The 18,095-nt window shown below is 42.6% G+C and carries 16 protein-coding genes; 13 read left to right on the top strand and 3 right to left on the bottom strand.

What is annotated here, in order from left to right; translation table 11 throughout:
• Nucleotides 1-344: 344 nt before the first annotated feature.
• From PREBIDRAFT_RS11425 to PREBIDRAFT_RS11875, 6 genes are all read left to right on the top strand, one after another.
• The gene (locus PREBIDRAFT_RS11425) at nucleotides 345-497 is read left to right on the top strand and encodes a hypothetical protein (protein WP_004339333.1); all 153 of its coding nucleotides are present in this window, start codon (nucleotides 345-347) and stop codon (nucleotides 495-497) included.
• Nucleotides 498-565: 68 nt separating this feature from the next.
• A complete protein-coding gene (locus tag PREBIDRAFT_RS04445) occupies nucleotides 566-2,002 on the top strand; it encodes a radical SAM/SPASM domain-containing protein (protein ID WP_004336029.1) in 1,437 nt (478 codons plus the stop codon).
• Between the two features lie 536 nt (nucleotides 2,003-2,538).
• Nucleotides 2,539-4,311 (top strand): outer membrane beta-barrel family protein, encoded by a 1,773-nt coding sequence (locus PREBIDRAFT_RS04440; RefSeq protein WP_244864324.1) that lies wholly within the window; start codon nucleotides 2,539-2,541, stop codon nucleotides 4,309-4,311.
• A gap of 9 nt (nucleotides 4,312-4,320) precedes the next feature.
• Nucleotides 4,321-6,510, top strand: coding sequence for a peptidase domain-containing ABC transporter (locus tag PREBIDRAFT_RS04435; protein WP_004336027.1), 2,190 nt, complete (start codon nucleotides 4,321-4,323; stop codon nucleotides 6,508-6,510).
• A gap of 17 nt (nucleotides 6,511-6,527) precedes the next feature.
• Nucleotides 6,528-7,007: a hypothetical protein gene (locus PREBIDRAFT_RS04430; RefSeq protein WP_004336026.1), complete on the top strand. Its 480-nt coding sequence runs from the start codon at nucleotides 6,528-6,530 to the stop codon at nucleotides 7,005-7,007.
• Between the two features lie 444 nt (nucleotides 7,008-7,451).
• Complete coding sequence (locus PREBIDRAFT_RS11875; RefSeq protein WP_080547849.1) at nucleotides 7,452-7,628, top strand: IS1 family transposase; 177 nt, start codon at nucleotides 7,452-7,454, stop codon at nucleotides 7,626-7,628.
• A gap of 52 nt (nucleotides 7,629-7,680) precedes the next feature.
• On the opposite strand, the gene mobC is transcribed toward PREBIDRAFT_RS11875, so the two are convergent.
• The 3 genes from mobC to PREBIDRAFT_RS04415 are packed head-to-tail and all read right to left on the bottom strand — an operon-like array spanning nucleotide 7,681 to nucleotide 11,417.
• Nucleotides 7,681-9,687 carry a conjugal transfer protein MobC gene (gene mobC, locus PREBIDRAFT_RS04425; RefSeq protein WP_004336024.1) on the bottom strand — a complete coding sequence of 669 codons (2,007 nt, stop codon included), beginning with the start codon at nucleotides 9,685-9,687 and terminating at the stop codon, nucleotides 7,681-7,683.
• 53 nt (nucleotides 9,688-9,740) lie between these two features.
• Complete coding sequence (gene mobB, locus PREBIDRAFT_RS04420; protein WP_004336023.1) at nucleotides 9,741-11,015, bottom strand: conjugal transfer protein MobB; 1,275 nt, start codon at nucleotides 11,013-11,015, stop codon at nucleotides 9,741-9,743.
• Between the two features lie 6 nt (nucleotides 11,016-11,021).
• A complete protein-coding gene (locus PREBIDRAFT_RS04415) occupies nucleotides 11,022-11,417 on the bottom strand; it encodes a plasmid mobilization protein (protein WP_004339331.1) in 396 nt (131 codons plus the stop codon).
• A gap of 606 nt (nucleotides 11,418-12,023) precedes the next feature.
• On the opposite strand from PREBIDRAFT_RS04415, the gene PREBIDRAFT_RS04410 reads away from it, so the two are divergent.
• From PREBIDRAFT_RS04410 to PREBIDRAFT_RS04380, 7 genes are all read left to right on the top strand, one after another.
• The gene (locus tag PREBIDRAFT_RS04410) at nucleotides 12,024-12,827 is read left to right on the top strand and encodes a nucleotide-binding protein (RefSeq protein WP_004336021.1); all 804 of its coding nucleotides are present in this window, start codon (nucleotides 12,024-12,026) and stop codon (nucleotides 12,825-12,827) included.
• On the top strand, nucleotides 12,814-13,338 hold the full coding sequence (locus tag PREBIDRAFT_RS04405; RefSeq protein WP_004339329.1) for a DUF3408 domain-containing protein: 525 nt from the start codon (nucleotides 12,814-12,816) through the stop codon (nucleotides 13,336-13,338). Before PREBIDRAFT_RS04410 ends, PREBIDRAFT_RS04405 begins: the two co-directional genes overlap by 14 nt.
• Nucleotides 13,335-14,108 (top strand): hypothetical protein, encoded by a 774-nt coding sequence (locus PREBIDRAFT_RS04400; RefSeq protein ID WP_004339328.1) that lies wholly within the window; start codon nucleotides 13,335-13,337, stop codon nucleotides 14,106-14,108. Before PREBIDRAFT_RS04405 ends, PREBIDRAFT_RS04400 begins: the two co-directional genes overlap by 4 nt.
• Before the next feature lie 154 nt (nucleotides 14,109-14,262).
• Nucleotides 14,263-14,565, top strand: a complete 303-nt coding sequence (locus PREBIDRAFT_RS04395) for a DUF4134 domain-containing protein (RefSeq protein WP_004336018.1) — start codon at nucleotides 14,263-14,265, stop codon at nucleotides 14,563-14,565.
• A 2-nt stretch (nucleotides 14,566-14,567) separates the two neighbouring features.
• Nucleotides 14,568-14,903 (top strand): DUF4133 domain-containing protein, encoded by a 336-nt coding sequence (locus tag PREBIDRAFT_RS04390; RefSeq protein WP_004336017.1) that lies wholly within the window; start codon nucleotides 14,568-14,570, stop codon nucleotides 14,901-14,903.
• Complete coding sequence (locus PREBIDRAFT_RS04385; RefSeq protein WP_004339326.1) at nucleotides 14,900-17,413, top strand: TraG family conjugative transposon ATPase; 2,514 nt, start codon at nucleotides 14,900-14,902, stop codon at nucleotides 17,411-17,413. The genes PREBIDRAFT_RS04390 and PREBIDRAFT_RS04385 overlap by 4 nt, the downstream gene beginning before the upstream one ends.
• Before the next feature lie 27 nt (nucleotides 17,414-17,440).
• Entirely contained in the window at nucleotides 17,441-18,070 is a 630-nt protein-coding gene (locus PREBIDRAFT_RS04380) for a DUF4141 domain-containing protein (RefSeq protein ID WP_004336015.1), read from the top strand.
• Nucleotides 18,071-18,095: the final 25 nt, after the last annotated feature.

The raw sequence follows: 18,095 nt of genomic DNA, 5'->3' as shown, positions 1-18,095 counted from the left end.
ATTGTAATGATGAATACTAAAATCATCTGCTAAATTATAGTTATAATAAGAGAATGAAGAAGATGAAAGAAAAGCGGGAATTATTGGGAAATAACAAGAAAGTCTTTCTGTTTTAAATGAGTTTTTATCAGATGGAATCTGAATGATTGTCACCGTAAAAGTGTTGCGAAAAGTTAAAAAATAGCATTATGAGCATTTTTTTTATTTTTTATTGCGAACGATGCAAAAAATTGCTATCTTTATGCCGTCAAAGACAATAGATGATTCCGGAATTTTATCGCGTCAAAAGACCTTACTATGGGATTCATAGTTCGTATATGTTTAACTTAAAGCACTTCATCGCTATGAAATTACTAAAAGTTGAAGCCATTGAAGACCTTTTCGCTGTAAAAGGTGGCATAGGAGAGAATGAGCCTGTTGAGCAGGACACTACAATCGTGGTTCATTGTAATGTTGCAAACTCAGGGATTATCGTAAAACATCAAACAGCTGGATAATCCCCACTATTAGGTAGGATTGGAGAATTTATGGTCTCCAATCCTACTTTTAAATATTCACGGTCGCAATGTATATTGTTTTTAATCCCAAATATGCTCTTCGTAGTGATGAAAAGAGAGTCGTTATCTTTGACTCTACTGATGGAGATGGTTGGATGTCATATATACATCCTATCCACGCTATTGTATTGGCTACAATAAGTTACACAAATAATGTAGCAGAAACAGAATCTTGGTTTTATGAAAACATGGGAATTTCTAAACAGATAATTACTTCTTTTGTACATTCTCTATTAGATAATCAAGAGATTACCTATGTTAAATTTGGGGATATGAACATTTCGTTCCCTCCTAATACATTAATATCATCTACAGAAGTAAATAAAAGGAAATTTGATGATATTATCCATATATCTCTGAATATGAACGATGTGGACTTGAAAACGAAAAGATTATATACAAGTCCCGACAAGATCGTTATTATGCTAAATAATAAATGTGCTGTCAAGTGTAATTATTGTTATGCTGATACATACACGACAAGCAGCGATTTAAATTTTGACGATTTTTGTAATCTCATTACAGAATGTAAGACCATTGGAGTAAGGAAAATAGAACTAATTGGAGGAGATGTTTTCGTCAAACCAAATTGGGAAGAATATATTTCATTCTTATTAAATTCTGGTTATCCTGTTGATTTTTTATCAACAAAAAAACCGTTGAAAGAGTCTGATGTCAATAAGTTAATAAATCTTCAATACAGAGGGGATTTGCAAATTTCATTAGACACAGTTGATGAAACAATACATAAATCATTATTATATGCTCCCAATGATTATTTAAAACAATTGCAACAGACATTTGATATATTATCTTCATTTCGTGAGTTACCATTTAAAGTAAGAATAAGTACAGTTCTTTGCTCTAATAACGCATCTTTTGATTCCATATTCCAACTGTTCTCTTTTTTAAATCAGTATAGTATAATTTCTCGATGGGATATTTGTTATGCATTATTGCCATTCAAAAAGGGCAATATTGAGTTATGTACATCTAGGCAAGAAAGTTTAGTACGCCAATACATTCGAAAGATTCAATTATCTTATAATCCATTTTTTGAGATTGTACTAAATGCCAAGGGTGTTGATTCCAAAAGCACAGAATTGCTTTGTAAAAATCAAGATGCTAATTATCGTTGTTCAGCCAATGTTAGTTCATGCTTTATTCTTCCAGATGGAAAAGTTACTTTGTGCGAACGATTATATTGGAACAAAAATTTTATCATAGGAGATTTGAAGCAAGATTCATTGGCAAAAATTTGGAGATCCCCACGAGCGATCTATCTGTCAGAATTAGAAAAACATATTGATGAGAAGAGTCCTTGTTTTTCTTGTATTGGCAAAACTGATTGTTATGGAAAAAACAAAAGATGTCTTGTTAATGTATTCTTACGATATGGTAATAATATTACCTTTCCAGACCCTTCATGTATAAATAGTATTTGAAAATGAAAAGATTCTTTATTTTTTTTATAGTTTTATTCTCGAATATCGTTATGTTCGCTCAGAATCAGAACTATAATATCAGATCACGAGTTTTAACCTTAGAAGATTCCATCCCAGTAAGTTTCGCAACAGTGAGACTCATGCAGACCGACTCCGTTATGGTTGGCTCAACCCTTACGGATTTGAACGGTCTGTTCGGTTTCGACACCCCATTAAAAGAAGGGATGTTTCTTTCCATATCCTCCGTAGGATGCAAAACCACAGATGTAATCCTTCCGTGTGATACCACGATTTATATTGAAAGCACCAATAAACTTGCAGAAGTCGTGGTTCGGGGAAGTAAGAGATATGTCAAGGGAACGCCGAGGGGCTTGCAAATCTCAATGGCAGGAAATCCTGTTGCAAAACTTGGCAATGCTATGGAGGCGATCAAGTACCTTCCGATGATTGACGCATCTGGCGGTGGGATATCTGTCCTTGGACATGGAACACCCGTTATCTATATCAACAACAGGCTTGTGCGTTCAATAAGTGAGTTGTCTTCACTTTCCGCCAACGATATATCCAATGTAGAAATTATCACCAACCCTTCATCAAAATATGGCGCCAATGTGTCATCTGTCATTCTCATACGCACAAAAAAACTTAATGAGGGATTCCATGCTGTCGCAGCAGGTAATGTTTCGGCAAGTGAAGAATGGTCAGAATCTGTCGATGTGTCACTGAATTACCATACAGAAAGCGGACTTACCGTCTTGGGAGATTTATCATACGGCTTTTCTGGCTTCAAACAGGATAGACATTATATTGAAGGTTTTTATTCAGAGAGTAACCCTGAATCAAAATATCGTACTGATACTTATTCCAAAGCCAAAAGCAGAAGCCAGTCCCTCATGGCAGACGCTGGCCTAAACTACGATTTCGGGAACAACTCCATTGGTGCAAAATACACGTTTCAGCGCACTCCCAAGAGTCACTATAGCGGCAATGCCAAATCCGTTATGGAAAATCAAGGGACCGAAGATGTAATAGCATCAATAAGTGACCTGCATAGTCAAAGCTCTATGCATCATGTCAACACCTTCGGCAGTTTTTCCTTGCCTGCCAATATCGGGTTACGCATAGACGCCGATTATGTAAAATCCTATCGTACTTCCAACTCGGGTGTAGATGAGAACAATTCTACCAATATGATCTACAATTCGAATGTAAGCAAAGCCTCTTTATGGTCAGGAAAAATTGTACTGTCAAGAAAAATCAGCAAGGTAGAGATAGAGGCTGGCTCGGAAATCTCATATACACGCAACAATCAGGATTATTTGGGGTCCTCCACCGGGAATCAGGATTTTATTGCTCCAGAAACAGACAATGTAAAACAAAATCTCTATGCAGGATTTGTCGGTTTTAACTGGACACCCAACAACACATGGAATATGTATGGTGGACTTAGACTTGAATCAACCAATACAGATTTCAGACAAAACAACGTTCTTCGTGAAGATTTATCAAAATCATATACAGACTTGTTGCCTAATTTGGGCATATCCTTTAACTCATCTATTCGTATGAGCTTGTTTTACAGAGCATCCGTGTCTCGTCCGGGATACCAATCTCTTGACAACACATACGTTTATGTTACTCCTACCCTTTGGGAAACGGGCAATCCTGAACTTCGTTCAACTCTCCGCCACAAAATAGGATTGAATCTTTATTATAAGAAATTTATCCTTCAAAGCTCATTCACAATGAACAAACGGAATGTGACCTCAATATATCGCTATGACAACACCGATCGTATTAATGTTGTACAACCAGTCAATCTGCCAGATTATAACTCATTCCAACTTGTGGCTGTCCAACAACTTGATTTCGGCTTTTGGCATCCCACCATACAGGGCGTGTTCTACGTTCAGGATTTGAAGTATGGCTCACCCGTAAGAAAATACAACAAACCACTCTATACTCTGTCGCTTAACAACCGGTTCGATATTCCCAGCAGCTTCTATGCTTATTTTAATCTGTTCGGTCTCGGGACCGGCAATCAAGATGTGATTTATAGCCGTGGTTCGTGGCAGGCATCGGTGACCTTGAACAAAACTTGGAGAAACTGGGTTTTCACACTCTCGGCTAATGATGTATTCAATACATGGAGACAGAAAATTGACACGTTCACCAATACTGTCGATTATTCTTCTGACATCCAAGGGGCATCCCGTTCAATCACATTAAGCATACGATATACTCTTAATGCAGCAAAGGGTAAATATAAAGGAAAAACATCTCGACAGGACGAGATAGATAGATTATAACTCCATACAATGAAGAAGATGAAAATTATCATGCAACGTGATGCTATGCAATGCGGTATAGCATCATTAGCTATGATTTCTAATTATTTTGGTCGATTTATTTCAATCGAAGAACTCTCCAAAATATGTTTTGCATCTTCGGAAGGTGTTTCTTTGCAAGGACTATGTGAAGCCGCAACCACTCTAGGCTTTCATTCTATTCCTGGCAAAGTAACTATTGAGTCTTTGTGTAATGAAAATCTTCCATGCATACTTCATTGGAATCAGAATCATTTTGTTGTATTATACAAGGTTAAAAGGAATAAGTTTTATATTGCTGACCCAAGTAAAGGTATCCAGAAATGCACTATTGATCAAGTGAAAACACATTGGATAGCCACAACTTCTAATAACGAAGAGAAAGGAATTGCTTTATTCCTTGAACCGAATGATAATTTCAAAACCTCAAAGCAACAGAAGAGATTCCATCCTCGATCTTTTAGATTTCTATATGGATATTTTAAACAATACCGTAATTTTTTTACTCAAATAATCATTGGCTTAGTTTTAGGATGTGTTTTGCAACTAATCCTACCATTTCTAACACAGTCAATCGTAGATATTGGAATTAAAAATAATAATATTGGTTTCATTTGGCTTATATTATTAGGAGAGTTTTTGATTGTTATAGGGCGCACGGCTACGGATTTTATTCGCAGATGGTTATTATTGCACATATCAATGCGGATTAACATTTCGTTGGTGAGCGACTTCTTTATCAAACTCTTAAAACTGCCCATGTCGTTCTTCGACACCAAACTGATGGGCGACCTTATGCAGCGTATGAGCGACCACAGCCGTGTAAACTCGTTTCTGACACAGCAAACGCTCAGCATCGTGTTCTCGCTTTTTACATTTGTGGTATTCAGCGTTGTACTGCTGTCTTATAACTGGCTCATCTTTACCATTTTCATGCTCGGCAGTCTGCTCTATGGCGGTTGGCTTGCGCTATTTCTCAGACGTAGAAAGATGTTGGACTATGAACTCTTCGAGCAACAAACCATCAATAACAACAAGACCTACGAGTTCATCACCTCCATGCAGGAGATAAAGCTCCAAGATTGTGAACAACGCCGTCGCTGGGAATGGGAGGATGTTCAGGCAGACCTTTTCGGGGTGCAGATGAAGTCGCTGAAGCTCCAACAGACACAGGAGGCAGGCAGCATCTTCATTAACGAACTCAAGAACATTGTCATCACGGTGGTGGCTGCAACAGCCGTCATTCACGGACAGCTTACTTTAGGTATGATGCTTGCCGTGCAGTATATCATCGGACAACTCAACTCCCCCGTTGAGCAGTTGATGAGTTTCTTCTATTCAGTGCAGGACGTGAAGATAAGCCTTGAGCGTATCAATGAGATACACCGCATAGATGATGAGAACGGAAAGCAAGGATTGGAAATGGCAGTAAAAGAAGAACATAAGGGAATTGACCTTGAAAGCGTAAACTTCAAGTACGACCCTCACGCCCTGAAAACTATCATTGATGATGTAAGCCTCACAATCCCCAAAGGCAAGGTAACAGCTATCGTAGGCGCATCGGGCAGCGGTAAGACAACACTCATCAAGCTTATGCTGGGCTATTACCCTGTATTGGGCGGAAAAATCACCATTGGAGGAACTGATGTAAATGAGCTCAATAAGAAGTGGTGGCGCAGACAATGTGGCGTAGTGATGCAGGACGGTGTGATATTCTCCGAGAGCATAGCAAGGAACATTGCCGTAGATGATGGCGAGATAGACAAGGAGCGGTTGCAGAAAGCTGCAGAAATAGCCTGTATTCACGATTATGTGATGGGGCTGCCCTTAAAATACAACACAAAGATTGGTCGCGATGGCGTGGGGTTGAGTCAGGGACAGAAACAGCGTATTCTGATAGCAAGAGCCGTGTATAAGAATCCCGATTACATCTTCCTTGACGAAGCCACCAACTCGCTCGATGCCAACAATGAGCGCATGATTGTGGAACATTTGGACGGGTTCTACAAAGGCAAGACAGTCGTTATCGTGGCGCATAGACTAAGCACAGTAAAAAATGCCGACCAGATAGTGGTGTTAGATAAAGGTAAGGTAGTAGAGACAGGCAACCACGAAGCACTTACAGCGAAGCGTGGTGCTTATTACAACCTTGTAAAGAATCAATTGGAATTGGGTAACTGACAGCAGAAAGGAAGATTATGGCAGACAACAAGATAGAACTCCGCAGCGAGAAGGTAAAACACATCATTGGCGAGATTCCTTCAGGTATTGTACGCTATGGCATCACTATTATCACCATTGTAATATTGGGACTGCTGGTGGGCGCATACTTTATACCTTATCCCGAAACCGTCAGTGCAAAGGTACAGATGACAAATGCCCGTCAAGGCACAATAGACATTCCCTATAAATACGTGAATACGATAACGAGAGGAATGACGGTAAACATCGAAGTTGAGGGTTACGATGCAGAAACATACGGAGCTGCCAATGGTATCATAACATCCACATCGCATACACCCCGACAAACGGCAGCAGGCAGCGTGTTCACGGCACAGATAAGGATAACGGATTGCAGGTATAAAATTATCAGTGGAATGACTGGTACAGCATCTATATTAATAAGCAATGAAAGCATACTTCAAAAGATTGTAAGGCGAATTATAAATGTCCAGTAACTTCCATTGTAATAAAGCGATGAAAGAGGGCAATGTCTATGTTAATATGTCCACATTGCTGTTCAATGGAAATGATCAAAAGTGAGAAGAAACGCAATGGCAAACGGTGCTACTAATGCAAACATTGCCAAAAACGTTTTATTACCGGTTACGCCGACAAAGCCTATCTTCCTGACACTGATTCTGAAATCATTCAACTGACCAAAGAAAAGTGGAGTATTCGTAGTACGGCACGAGTATTGGAAAGTTCAATTACCACTTTGCTTAAAAGGATTTTACAGATAACAAGTAAAATCAAATAACCGTCTATCGCTGTACGATAGAGAAATAAATCATGTAGTTGCCTTCAATGTAGGCAGAGTACCAATCGTACTTTGTCGGTAATACTTAAAAGCCCTTTCCTCTTCAAAGCTGAATTTATTTATACCGATAAATTGAAAAACTATGGCTATCTTATCAGTTAGGAAATACTCCATACCCGTTTTTCATTCCACCAACCATATCGAGCTGTACAATCTTACACTTCTCACTCACCTAAAACGGCTAAACCGGAAAACGATTTGTTACAGCCGTAGTTTATCAATGCTAACAGCTATCATAAGGATTTATCTGTGGGTATAGCCATGTTCCGTAATCATCACACTGCAACTACAATACCCAATCCGTGTTTGTATTATTTGTCTGGAATGAGATGGGACAAGGCAGGGGTGTTCTTTATCCTTTGAATCTCTGAATCAACCAGCGAGAGTATTTCTTGCTTTATCTTACGATAATTGGCTTCGATGGTTTCTTTGAGATTGTCTGAGCCATCTTCATTTTTGAATTCCACTATCATAGGGATGGGCTGGTATGCTTTCATTTCAGCCGACACCTTGGCACTATCCACAACAATCTCCGCGTGAAAAATCTTTTGGTCGATACGTTCATCAAAGTTGTCGGACACTGCACCCACAAACATACCCTGTGTAAGGTTACTGATTTTCGATGCAGGGATAAGGCTGTCCATCTGTGTGGAGATAGAGGTGGATTTGTCGTTTCGGTTGATGGTCATAGATTGTCGCTGCTGAAGTACCTTGCCGAAACGCTCGGAAAGAGTTTTGGCTGTTTCTCCAACCACCTGCCCTGAGAACACATTACCCACCGTATTCTGGATTACCTTGCTCTCCTTGTCGCCATAGTCACGGGTAAGCTGCGAAAAGTCCTGAAAACCCAAGCACACTGCCACTTTATTGCTTCGTGCTGTGGCTATGAGATTATCCAATCCACGGAAGTAAATCGTTGGCAACTCGTCGATAATTACCGAGCTTTTAAGTTGCTTCTTCTTGTTGATGAGCTTTACGATACGGCTATTGTAAAGTCCGAGTGCTGCCGAATAGATATTCTGCCGGTCGGGATTATTGCCCACAACAAGTACTTTCGGCTCGTTGGGATTGTTGATGTCAAGCGAGAAATCATCACCTGTCATCACCCAATAGAGAGCCGGAGAAATCATTCTTGAAAGCGGTATCTTGGCACTGGCAATCTGTCCCTGCAACTGGTCTTGCGCCCCTCCTTCCCACGCATCCATGAAGGGAGAAAGGTAGTTGGCAAGTTCATCGTAGGAGGTGAGTATGGGGAAAATCTGTGCGTAGGGGCGGTTCAGAAACTCAATAGCGTGTGGAAATGTGCAATACTTCCCGTTTTCATAGATTTTCAGAAACCAAATGATGGCAGCCAGCAAGATAATCGGTGACTCGACGAAGAAATCTCCCTGCTTCTGTATCCACGAGCGGTTGAGGTTAAGCATGATGGTGTAGGCACTCTCGTAGGCATCCGATATATCCGTCATAAAGGCAGGATTGATGGGGTTGCACCGGTGCGACTTGCGTGGGTCGTCGAAGTTGATTACATAGAACTGTGGCTTTACTTTGTAAGCGTTCAAATGACGGAGCAGGTGATTATAGGCTATTTCCGAAAGGTCGGGAAACTTATAGTCATAAATATACATGGCAAAGCCTTTTTCTATCTGCTGCTTGATATAGTTGTTCACAATAGCGTATGACTTGCCCGAACCGGGTGTACCGAGCACCATCGAGGCACGGAAAGGATTGACCACATTGATCCAGCCCTTGTTCCACTTCTTCTTATAGTAAAAACGTGTAGGGAGATTGACCGAGTATTCATTCTCCATCAGCCTTGTTTCCTGCATAAAACTCTCATTCTCCGTGTTGAATACATCGTCCATCAGGTTGTTTTTGAGCAGTCGACTCATCCATACGCCGCCCATCAGCAAGCAGATATAGCCAATGGACAGCGTAAATATATAGAGCGAAGCCGCCCCTATCTTGCCAATGGGCAATGCCAACAGCCACCAGTTGAGAAAGAAAAAGACGAAGCCGGAGAAAAGCACCGTCCAAATCTTTGGCCACGTGATTTTCTCTTCCTTCACGCCTTTTGTGCCTAAACACGATAAAGCGAGGAATACCACACAAAAGAGTTTCGTCCATAGGATAGATGAAAATAATCCCGTAGTACGTTGAAAATTCATGAGTATCTTGTCAATGATACCAAGCGTGAAGTGCCACGACTGAAACGCCTCGTAGCAGAACCAATAACAGTTAATCAGGAGGAAAATTACTGAAATCCCCCGCATAAAGTCCATGACCTTACCCAATGCCCTTAAATCGTCTTCTTGTGCCATAATGCTATTTTATTGTTGTTAGAAAATCCTTTGAATGTTATTTGAACGTGTACTTAACGTTTCCTGCGTTTAAGTTTTACCTTACTTTGCTTACGGAGTTTGCGTTGCCATGCCGCTTCTTTCCAATCATCATTGCCCGATGAAGAGAAGGATTCTCCCACCATATCGTCGATAAGTTCATCGACAAGGTTGTCGCCTTCCTGCTCATCAGACTGTATTGTCTGCATCTGTTGCTGTAAGGTGGTATCAATCTTTCCATAAAGCGATTCATCCAAGAATGGATTGTGTGCTGGATTAGATAGATATGCGTTGAATACATTGGCAGCATATCCTTTACCCAATCGGGAACCATTGAGCGCAATGCCTTCTTTGTCATCAATGAACGTAATACCATAGATGCGTCCATTATCATTCTTTCGGATTACCACTCGCAAGCCTTGTTCCTCCAATCTTTGTCGGAGTATTCCCTCCGTGTGGGGAGAAGTACGCATTACTTCTAATACCTTTCTTCTGATGGTTGGTATCAATGGCTTAACTATCTGCTTCGATTTCAGCATCTTGTTCTGAACGGCAGCATAGCCCACACCTCTACCAATGTCCGAGGCGTGAATGGGCGTGCTCACCTTATTGCCCTTGTCATCGGTAGGCACATAGACCAGCCCATCATATCGCTTGCCCCTATACTCGGTCTTTACCTCCTCTACTGCAAGGTTGTATTTACGCAGAACGGCATTTAGTTCACCTAAGGAGCAGAAGGTATAATGCTTCATCGCAGAACGAACAGTATTTGCCACTTGTTCCTTGATATTCCCTTGCGTAGTATCGACCTTTGGTGTTTCTTTTGTTGTTCTATCACTGACCTTTGAACTTGGAATGAGGTTATATTTCTTTTCCAAAGCATTAGTAATCTTCTTGCTTCGCCTGCCCTCATACTTGTCATTGATTTTTCTGCCTTGGCTATCCACTCGAAGCGAAACGATGTGGATATGCTCACGGGCAATGTCATTATGCTTAAAGACGATGTAGGGTTGCTTGCCATAGCCGAGTTCCTCCATATACTCCTTCGCAATCTGTGTGAGCCTTTCATCAGACAGCTTCTCGTCTGGGTGCGGATTGAGGGAGCAGTGAAAGACCGTTTTCTTTGTTCTGCATTGCTCAGGTATTGCCTTTTGCATATCGGCAAGTACCTTATCCATTTGAAAAGTGCCATCGAAGCCTTTCCGAAGTTCGTTCACGCAGAGAACTGCCGCTTCGTCGTGCTGCACCTTTTTGAAGTTATATCCCAATGCTCCTCCAAGGTTCTCGGTAGAAGAAATCTTTGCAATCATATTCCTTTATCGACTATCAAATTGTTCCGTCAGTTGGATGGCTTTCTGTTGTAGCGTGATGATTTGACAAGAGATTTTTTCCAATTTTTCAAGTAAAATCTGTGCAGTTTTCACGCTGTGATAAGAGTTTATTGCGCGTACTGTTTGGTTGTAGAGTACGCCTATCCGATGATTTTCGGCAATCAATTCCGAGAGTTTACGATAATAGTCCACAGCGGATTTATCCACTGTTATCACCTTGAACTTCCCTCCAAGAATACATCCACGCACAAAATCAGACTTCGATTTTGCACCGGATTTATGGAAAAGTTCAATGACTTTTTGCTGGTCTTTGGGGTTGGGCAACCGCACGTGCCAATTGTCCCAGCGTGGCTTTTCCGCTTTTTTCTCTCTGAACGAGATTTCTCTTCCTTATCCATAGCTTTACTTTTCTTTAATCACGACTTTGGAGTGATTTAATCCCCTTTGGGGCAAGGGTCTTTGTGGTACAACTGTAAGTTTGTGTTACAAAGACACACCTTGCCAATATTAAGAGTTGATACGATTGAAGTATCCACCCTTTTGGGGTGTCTGCTTCGGTACGTTACCTCCATGTATTATTCTCGCCTGCAAAGTTACGGCAGATTTTCAAATATCTCATTATCAGCGATATTCACTCTTTTTCCTCGTATTTCCCTGCACTTCATCGCTGTAATAAAATCAGCAGAAATATCATTTATTTTGCAGTCAGAGCGAGCGAACAATGGTATGATGTCACAAGCAAAAGACATATCATATTACCGCCTGCTTGCACCAAAGATGATAAGAAGGAACAATACATATTCATAACAATTTATTGTCATGACAAACTATTGTCAGTACAACAGATTGTAAGAACTCGAAATCGTTCTTTAGGACTATCGTATGAACCAAATGTAGTCAAAACAAACTGTCTGCTGATAACTCTTAAGAATAAAAGAACATCCAAACATCAAATAGACAAATAATATAAACTAAGAAATTATCATTATGGAGAACAAACAACAACACCCCCTCTTTCTGGGGTTCTCCTCGCAAAAGGGAGGAGTCGGGAAAAGTACGCTTGCCGAAATCATAAGTAGCATCCTTTTCTATGAGAAGGATGTCAATCTCTTCGTGGTGGACTGCGACTTGTCACAGGATTCCTTTTACAAACTCAGGGAGCGAGAGAAGAGTGTCATTCAGAAAAGCGAGGAACTGTCAAGGTCGATGGAAGCGTATTTTCAAACATTCGGTAAACAAGCATACCGAATTTACAAGTCCGCCCCCCGTGATGCGGTCAAAACAGCCAGTAACCATATCGAGAGACTCCATGACGAGGAGTTTCAGGTGGTAGTGTTCGACTTCCCCGGTCATGCAGGAACCTCTGAGCTGATGGAGCTGTCCCTTCAGATGGACTATATTCTTTCTCCGCTTGAAGCCGACATCCAGTCCCTGGTGTCATGTCTGGCATACGCCAAGACTATCACGGACATTGGAGTTTCTATGTCCGATTCCCAGATAAAGGACATCATACTGTTTTGGAACAAGGTGGACAGAAGGGTAAGGAACGTCATCATTGATGAATATACTAAGTTCATCAACGAGCAGCAAATCACGCTCCTTCCCGGCTATGTATATGCCATGCACCGCTTCTCCCACGAACTTTCCACATACGGGCTACGAGGAGTGTTTCGCTCCACCTATCAGCCTCCCGCAAAGGGGTTGAGAAGAGGCACAGGAGTGGATGAGCTCATATCAGATTTGATACAACGTCTCAAACTAAAAACGAAATCAGAAAATGGCAACGATTGAGGAAAGAAAGCAACAGCTGGAAACCAAGCTGAAGAAAATGGCAGAGGACAACGTCGTTGTGGAACCAGCAACGACTCCCAACTCCTTCGACCCGACCGATGAAGCTGCGCCTTTGCCTGAAACATCACGAGAGGAGGAAAGAGTTCCGAAAGAGGCAAAGACGTTAAAAGAGAAATTTGCAGAAGAAACTGAGGAGGAAACTGGGAAGACAAGGGATAAGGAAACAAGAAGAGAAAGTAATCCGAGAATGGAAAAGCCCATCAGGCTATCCCTTTCCATCGAGGAGTACCGTTCCCTGTACTTTCGTCCCGTCCGTTCCCAAATGCGGACAGCCTTCTCCATTAATCTGGAAACGCTGCAGAACCTGCGCAACGTGTTGCAGGACTTGGGGGAGCGTGTTTCCATAGCCGCATATATAGACAACATTCTTCGGGAACACCTGCGTGAACATTTGGAATTGCTCAACAGTGCGGCAGCAAAACAAAGACGCAAGACAACAATAACACTATGATGGAAACAATACTTTTCAGTTTTATACTGATACTCATCATCATTTGGATAATGCTGGGTATCCTGTACTTCTATATGCGGTATGTATCTCCGTATGGCATCCTTATCAAGAAAAATAAAAAGGGCAATGAGCAGACTAAGGAGAATGAAGCGACGAAGGAAAAAGACGGACAAAAAGGAGAAGGAACAGAAGATCAAGCCGAGTTTGTACTGATTGGCAAAAGCCGTTCCATTTCCCCTATTATCCCACAAGTTCCCTCTGCTTCTTCATCTGAAAATTCAAAGCAGAATAGTAATAATTTTGTACCGCAAAACTCCGAAAATAAAGATGACATGAAGGAAGAGGATAACGAGATGGAGGTTAGCTATGAGATGGAAAGAGAGGACGAAAACGAGGTTGCTCGCGAGGATCTGAGTCTGCCTATTGAGTCCGCATCTGAAGATGGCGAGGTATCCAGTCAATCTATCCTCGCACGTGACTTAGGTCGCATGAGAAAGTGGCGTAAGAACAGTGATGAGGTAGATGATGTCGAAGTCAAGGAAATTGTCGGTCAACTTAAAGGCACTGACTTTATGGAGAAATACAAGGAGTATGTCGCCAAAATGCAAGGTGAGCAGTCCATCCTGCTGGATAAAATCCGAAGCGCAGAGGAAGGAGAAGAGCAGACAGATGAATTGTCCACTTTCGATGCCTCCAGAAAGAACTCTTCTGACAATCTGATGACGGAAACTGACGATATGGGCGAGCGTCCACTGTCATACTATCTGTAAGACTAATGTTTTTATTCATATTGTAAAGTGATGCGGGGGTGGCTCAAAAGTAAAACAATCTGCCAATATCTGTCATACGATAAAACCGAGCTACCCCTTGTCACTTTCACCAAAATGAAAATAATTTGTTTAACAACTTAAAATAAAAACAGCAATGAACAACAAAAAGAAAATCACAATGCTGCTCCTGATGGCTGCCACCACCGTAGGAGCTTATGCGCAGGGCAATGGAATGGCGGGCATCAACGAAGCCACAAAGATGGTAACCAGTTATTTTGACCCCGGTACCAAATTGATTTATGCCATCGGCGCCGTGGTGGGCTTGATCGGAGGAATAAAAGTCTATAACAAGTTCTCTAGTGGCGACCCCGATACGAGCAAGACCGCAGCCTCTTGGTTCGGTGCGTGTATCTTCCTCATCGTGGCTGCCACCATCCTACGTTCTTTCTTCTTGTAACAATGGCTGAGTGGGAAATCAACAAAGGTGTAGGTCGGACGGTGGAGTTCAAGGGCTTGAAGGCGCAGTACCTATTCCTCTTTGCAGGAGGATTGCTGGCTGTCTTCATCCTCGTGGTCATTCTCTATCTCTGCGGAGTGAGCCAAATAGCCTGTCTGGTCATAGGCGTAGTGGGTGCCACCCTCGTGGTGTGGCAAACGTTTGCCATGAACCGAAAGTATGGGCAATACGGACTCATGAAAAAGGGAGCCGTGAGAATGCACCCACGCTACCTTTTGAACCGCCGGACGGTCTATAACCTTATCCGTAACCTTCAACCCAAAAGAAAGAAGCAATGAGAAACAACAGTAAGATAACTACCTTGGAGTCGAAGTTCCCGCTGCTCTCCGTCGAGCAGGGCTGCATGGTGAGCAAGGACGCAGATATTACGGTTGCATTCCGTGTGGAACTGCCCGAACTCTTTACCGTCACTTCTACAGAATACGAAGCAATGCACTCGGCTTGGCATAAGGCTATCAAAGTGCTGCCCGACTACTGCATCGTGCATAAACAGGACTGGTTCGTCAAAGAGGACTATCAGGGCAAGCTCTCCGACGGTGGATTAAGTTTCCTTGCCCGTGCATCAGAACGGCACTTCAACGAGCGTCCGTATCTCCACCATTCAGTCTATCTCTTCCTTACCAAGACGAACAAGCAGCGTATGGCACAGCAGAGCAACTTCTCTTCACTCTGTCGTGGACACCTATTGCCCAAGGAGATCACCAACAAGGATGAGGTGATGAAGTTTATGGAAGCCGTAGACCAGTTCGAGCGTATCATCAATGATACCGAGCAAATAAGAATTGTCCGCATGACTGAAGATGAGTTAGTTGGCAAAAATGAAAAGGGTGGTCTCCTTGACAGGTATTTCTCTCTTTCAGAAGAGGGACATGCCTCATTGGAGGACATCCGTCTGGGTGCAGACCTTGTGCGTGTGGGCGACAATATGCTCTGCTTACATACATTAAGCGATACAGATGATTTGCCCACAAGTGTGAGTACGGATAGCCGATATGAACGGTTATCCACCGACAGGAGCGACTGCCGTCTTTCCTTTGCCGCTCCCGTGGGTCTGATGTTGCCGTGTAACCACATCTATAACCAGTATATCTTCATTGAGGACAGCGATGCCAATCTGGAACGCTTCGAGAAGCAGGCAAGGAATATGCACTCGCTGGCACGCTACAGCCGTAGCAACCAAATCAACGAGGAATGGATACAGGAGTATCTCAATATTGCTCACTCACAGGGGCTGACATCTATCCGTGCCCATTTTAACGTACTGGCATGGAGCAGCGATAAGGAAGAACTTCGCCAGATTAAGAATGACGTGGGTTCTGCACTTGCTCTTATGGAATGCCACCCTCGCCACAATACCATTGATGCGGCAACGCTCTACTGGGCGGGTATTCCCGGCAATGCGGCAGACTTTCCCGCAGAAGAGTCATTTTATACTTTCATCGAGCCTGCCCTCTGTTTCTTTACGGCAGAGACGAACTACAAAGATTCGCTCTCTCCTTTTGGTATCAAAATGGCAGACCGCCTTTCGGGAAAGCCCATCCACCTCGACATCTCCGACCTGCCAATGAAGCGCGGCGTGATTACCAACCGTAACAAATTTATCTTGGGTCCTTCGGGTAGTGGTAAGTCTTTTTTCACCAACCACATGGTACGTCAGTATTACGAGCAAGGGGCACACGTCCTCTTGGTTGATACGGGTAACTCGTATCAAGGCTTGTGTGAACTTATCCACCGCAAGACCAAAGGTGAGGACGGTGTGTATTTTACCTATACCAATGAAAATCCGATATCCTTCAACCCTTTTTATACGGATGATTACTTCTTCGATGTAGAGAAAAGGGAGAGTATCTGCACATTATTACTTACACTTTGGAAAAGTGCTGATGAACATATCTCCAAGACCGAAGCAGGCGAACTCGGTTCTGCCGTCAATGCCTATATCGAACTTATCAGGACGGATCATACCATCGTTCCCTGCTTCAATACCTTCTATGAGTATCTGCGGGACGTGTACCGCAAGGATATGGAAAAGCGAGATATTAAGGTAACGCTCTCAGACTTCAATATTAACAACCTCTTAACGACATTGAAGCAATACTATCGTGGCGGTCGTTACGACTTTCTCTTGAACTCGGACAAGAACATCGATCTGCTCTCTAAACGCTTCATCGTCTTTGAGATTGACCAAGTAAAGGACAATAAAGACCTCTTTCCAGTGGTAACCATCATCATCATGGAAGCCTTCATCAACAAGATGCGCCGATTAAAGGGTATCCGCAAGATGATACTCATTGAGGAAGCGTGGAAAGCCATTGCTTCGGCAAACATGGCAGACTACATCAAGTATCTCTATAAGACGGTGAGAAAGTATTTCGGGGAAGCCATTGTCGTGACTCAGGAGGTGGACGATATCATTCAATCACCCATTGTCAAGGAAAGTATCATCAACAACTCCGACTGCAAGATATTGCTCGACCAAAGAAAATACATGACCAAGTTCGATGGTATACAGGCGATGCTCGGCTTATCTGAAAAGGAAAAGAGCCAGATACTCTCCATCAACCAGAACAATGACCCGAACCGACTCTACAAAGAGGTATGGATAGGCTTGGGCGGTATGCAGAGTGCTGTCTATGCTACGGAGGTGAGCATGGAGGAATACCTGACCTACACCACGGAGGAAACAGAAAAGGTAGAGGTCATGCAGCGTGCGGAACAACTCGGTGGCGATATAGAGACCGCTATCCGACAGCTTGCTAATGAGAAAAGAAATAATAAGAAGAAATAAGTACGAACAATCAAAATAGCAGTAACAATGAAAAAGTTTTTATTTATGGCTCTCTTAGGATTGAGCCTTTCAGTTTCCAAAGCCCACGCACAGTGGACGGTCTATGATCCCGGTAACTTTGCCGGCAACATTGCCAATACGGTCAAGGAGATTGCCACCGCCTCGAAGACAGTAAAGAATACCTTGGACGGATTCAAGGAGGTGGAGAAGCTCTACAACGACACCAAAAAGTATTACGATGCCTTGAAGAAGGTGAATAACCTTATTGGCGATGCCTATAAGGTCAAGGAGTGTATTCTCATGGTGGGCGACATCTCTGAGGTCTATGTCACTTCCTACAAAAAGATGCTCTCAGACAAGAACTTTCGCCCGACAGAACTCGCTGCGATGGCTTCGGGCTACACCAAGCTGCTCGAGCAGAGCGGTGAGTGTCTGAAGGAACTCAAGTCCATTGTCAAGAGTAATGTCTTCTCCATGAACGACCACGAGCGCATGCAGCAGATAGACCGTATCTATACAACACTACGTGAATACCGCTCTTTGGTATCGTACTATACAAGGAAGAATATCTCCGTGAGTTATGTGCGTGCAAGGGAGAAGAACAACCTTGCCTCCGTTAAGGCGCTCTATGGTAATACTGCAAGCAGGTATTGGTAAATCCACAGACAAAAAAAGAACTTGA

This window comes from Prevotella bivia DSM 20514 (genome assembly GCF_000262545.1).
GTDB classification, from domain to species: domain Bacteria; phylum Bacteroidota; class Bacteroidia; order Bacteroidales; family Bacteroidaceae; genus Prevotella; species Prevotella bivia.
The sequence above is the reverse complement of the archived record's forward strand: the minus strand, read 5'-3'. Positions and strand labels throughout refer to the sequence as shown.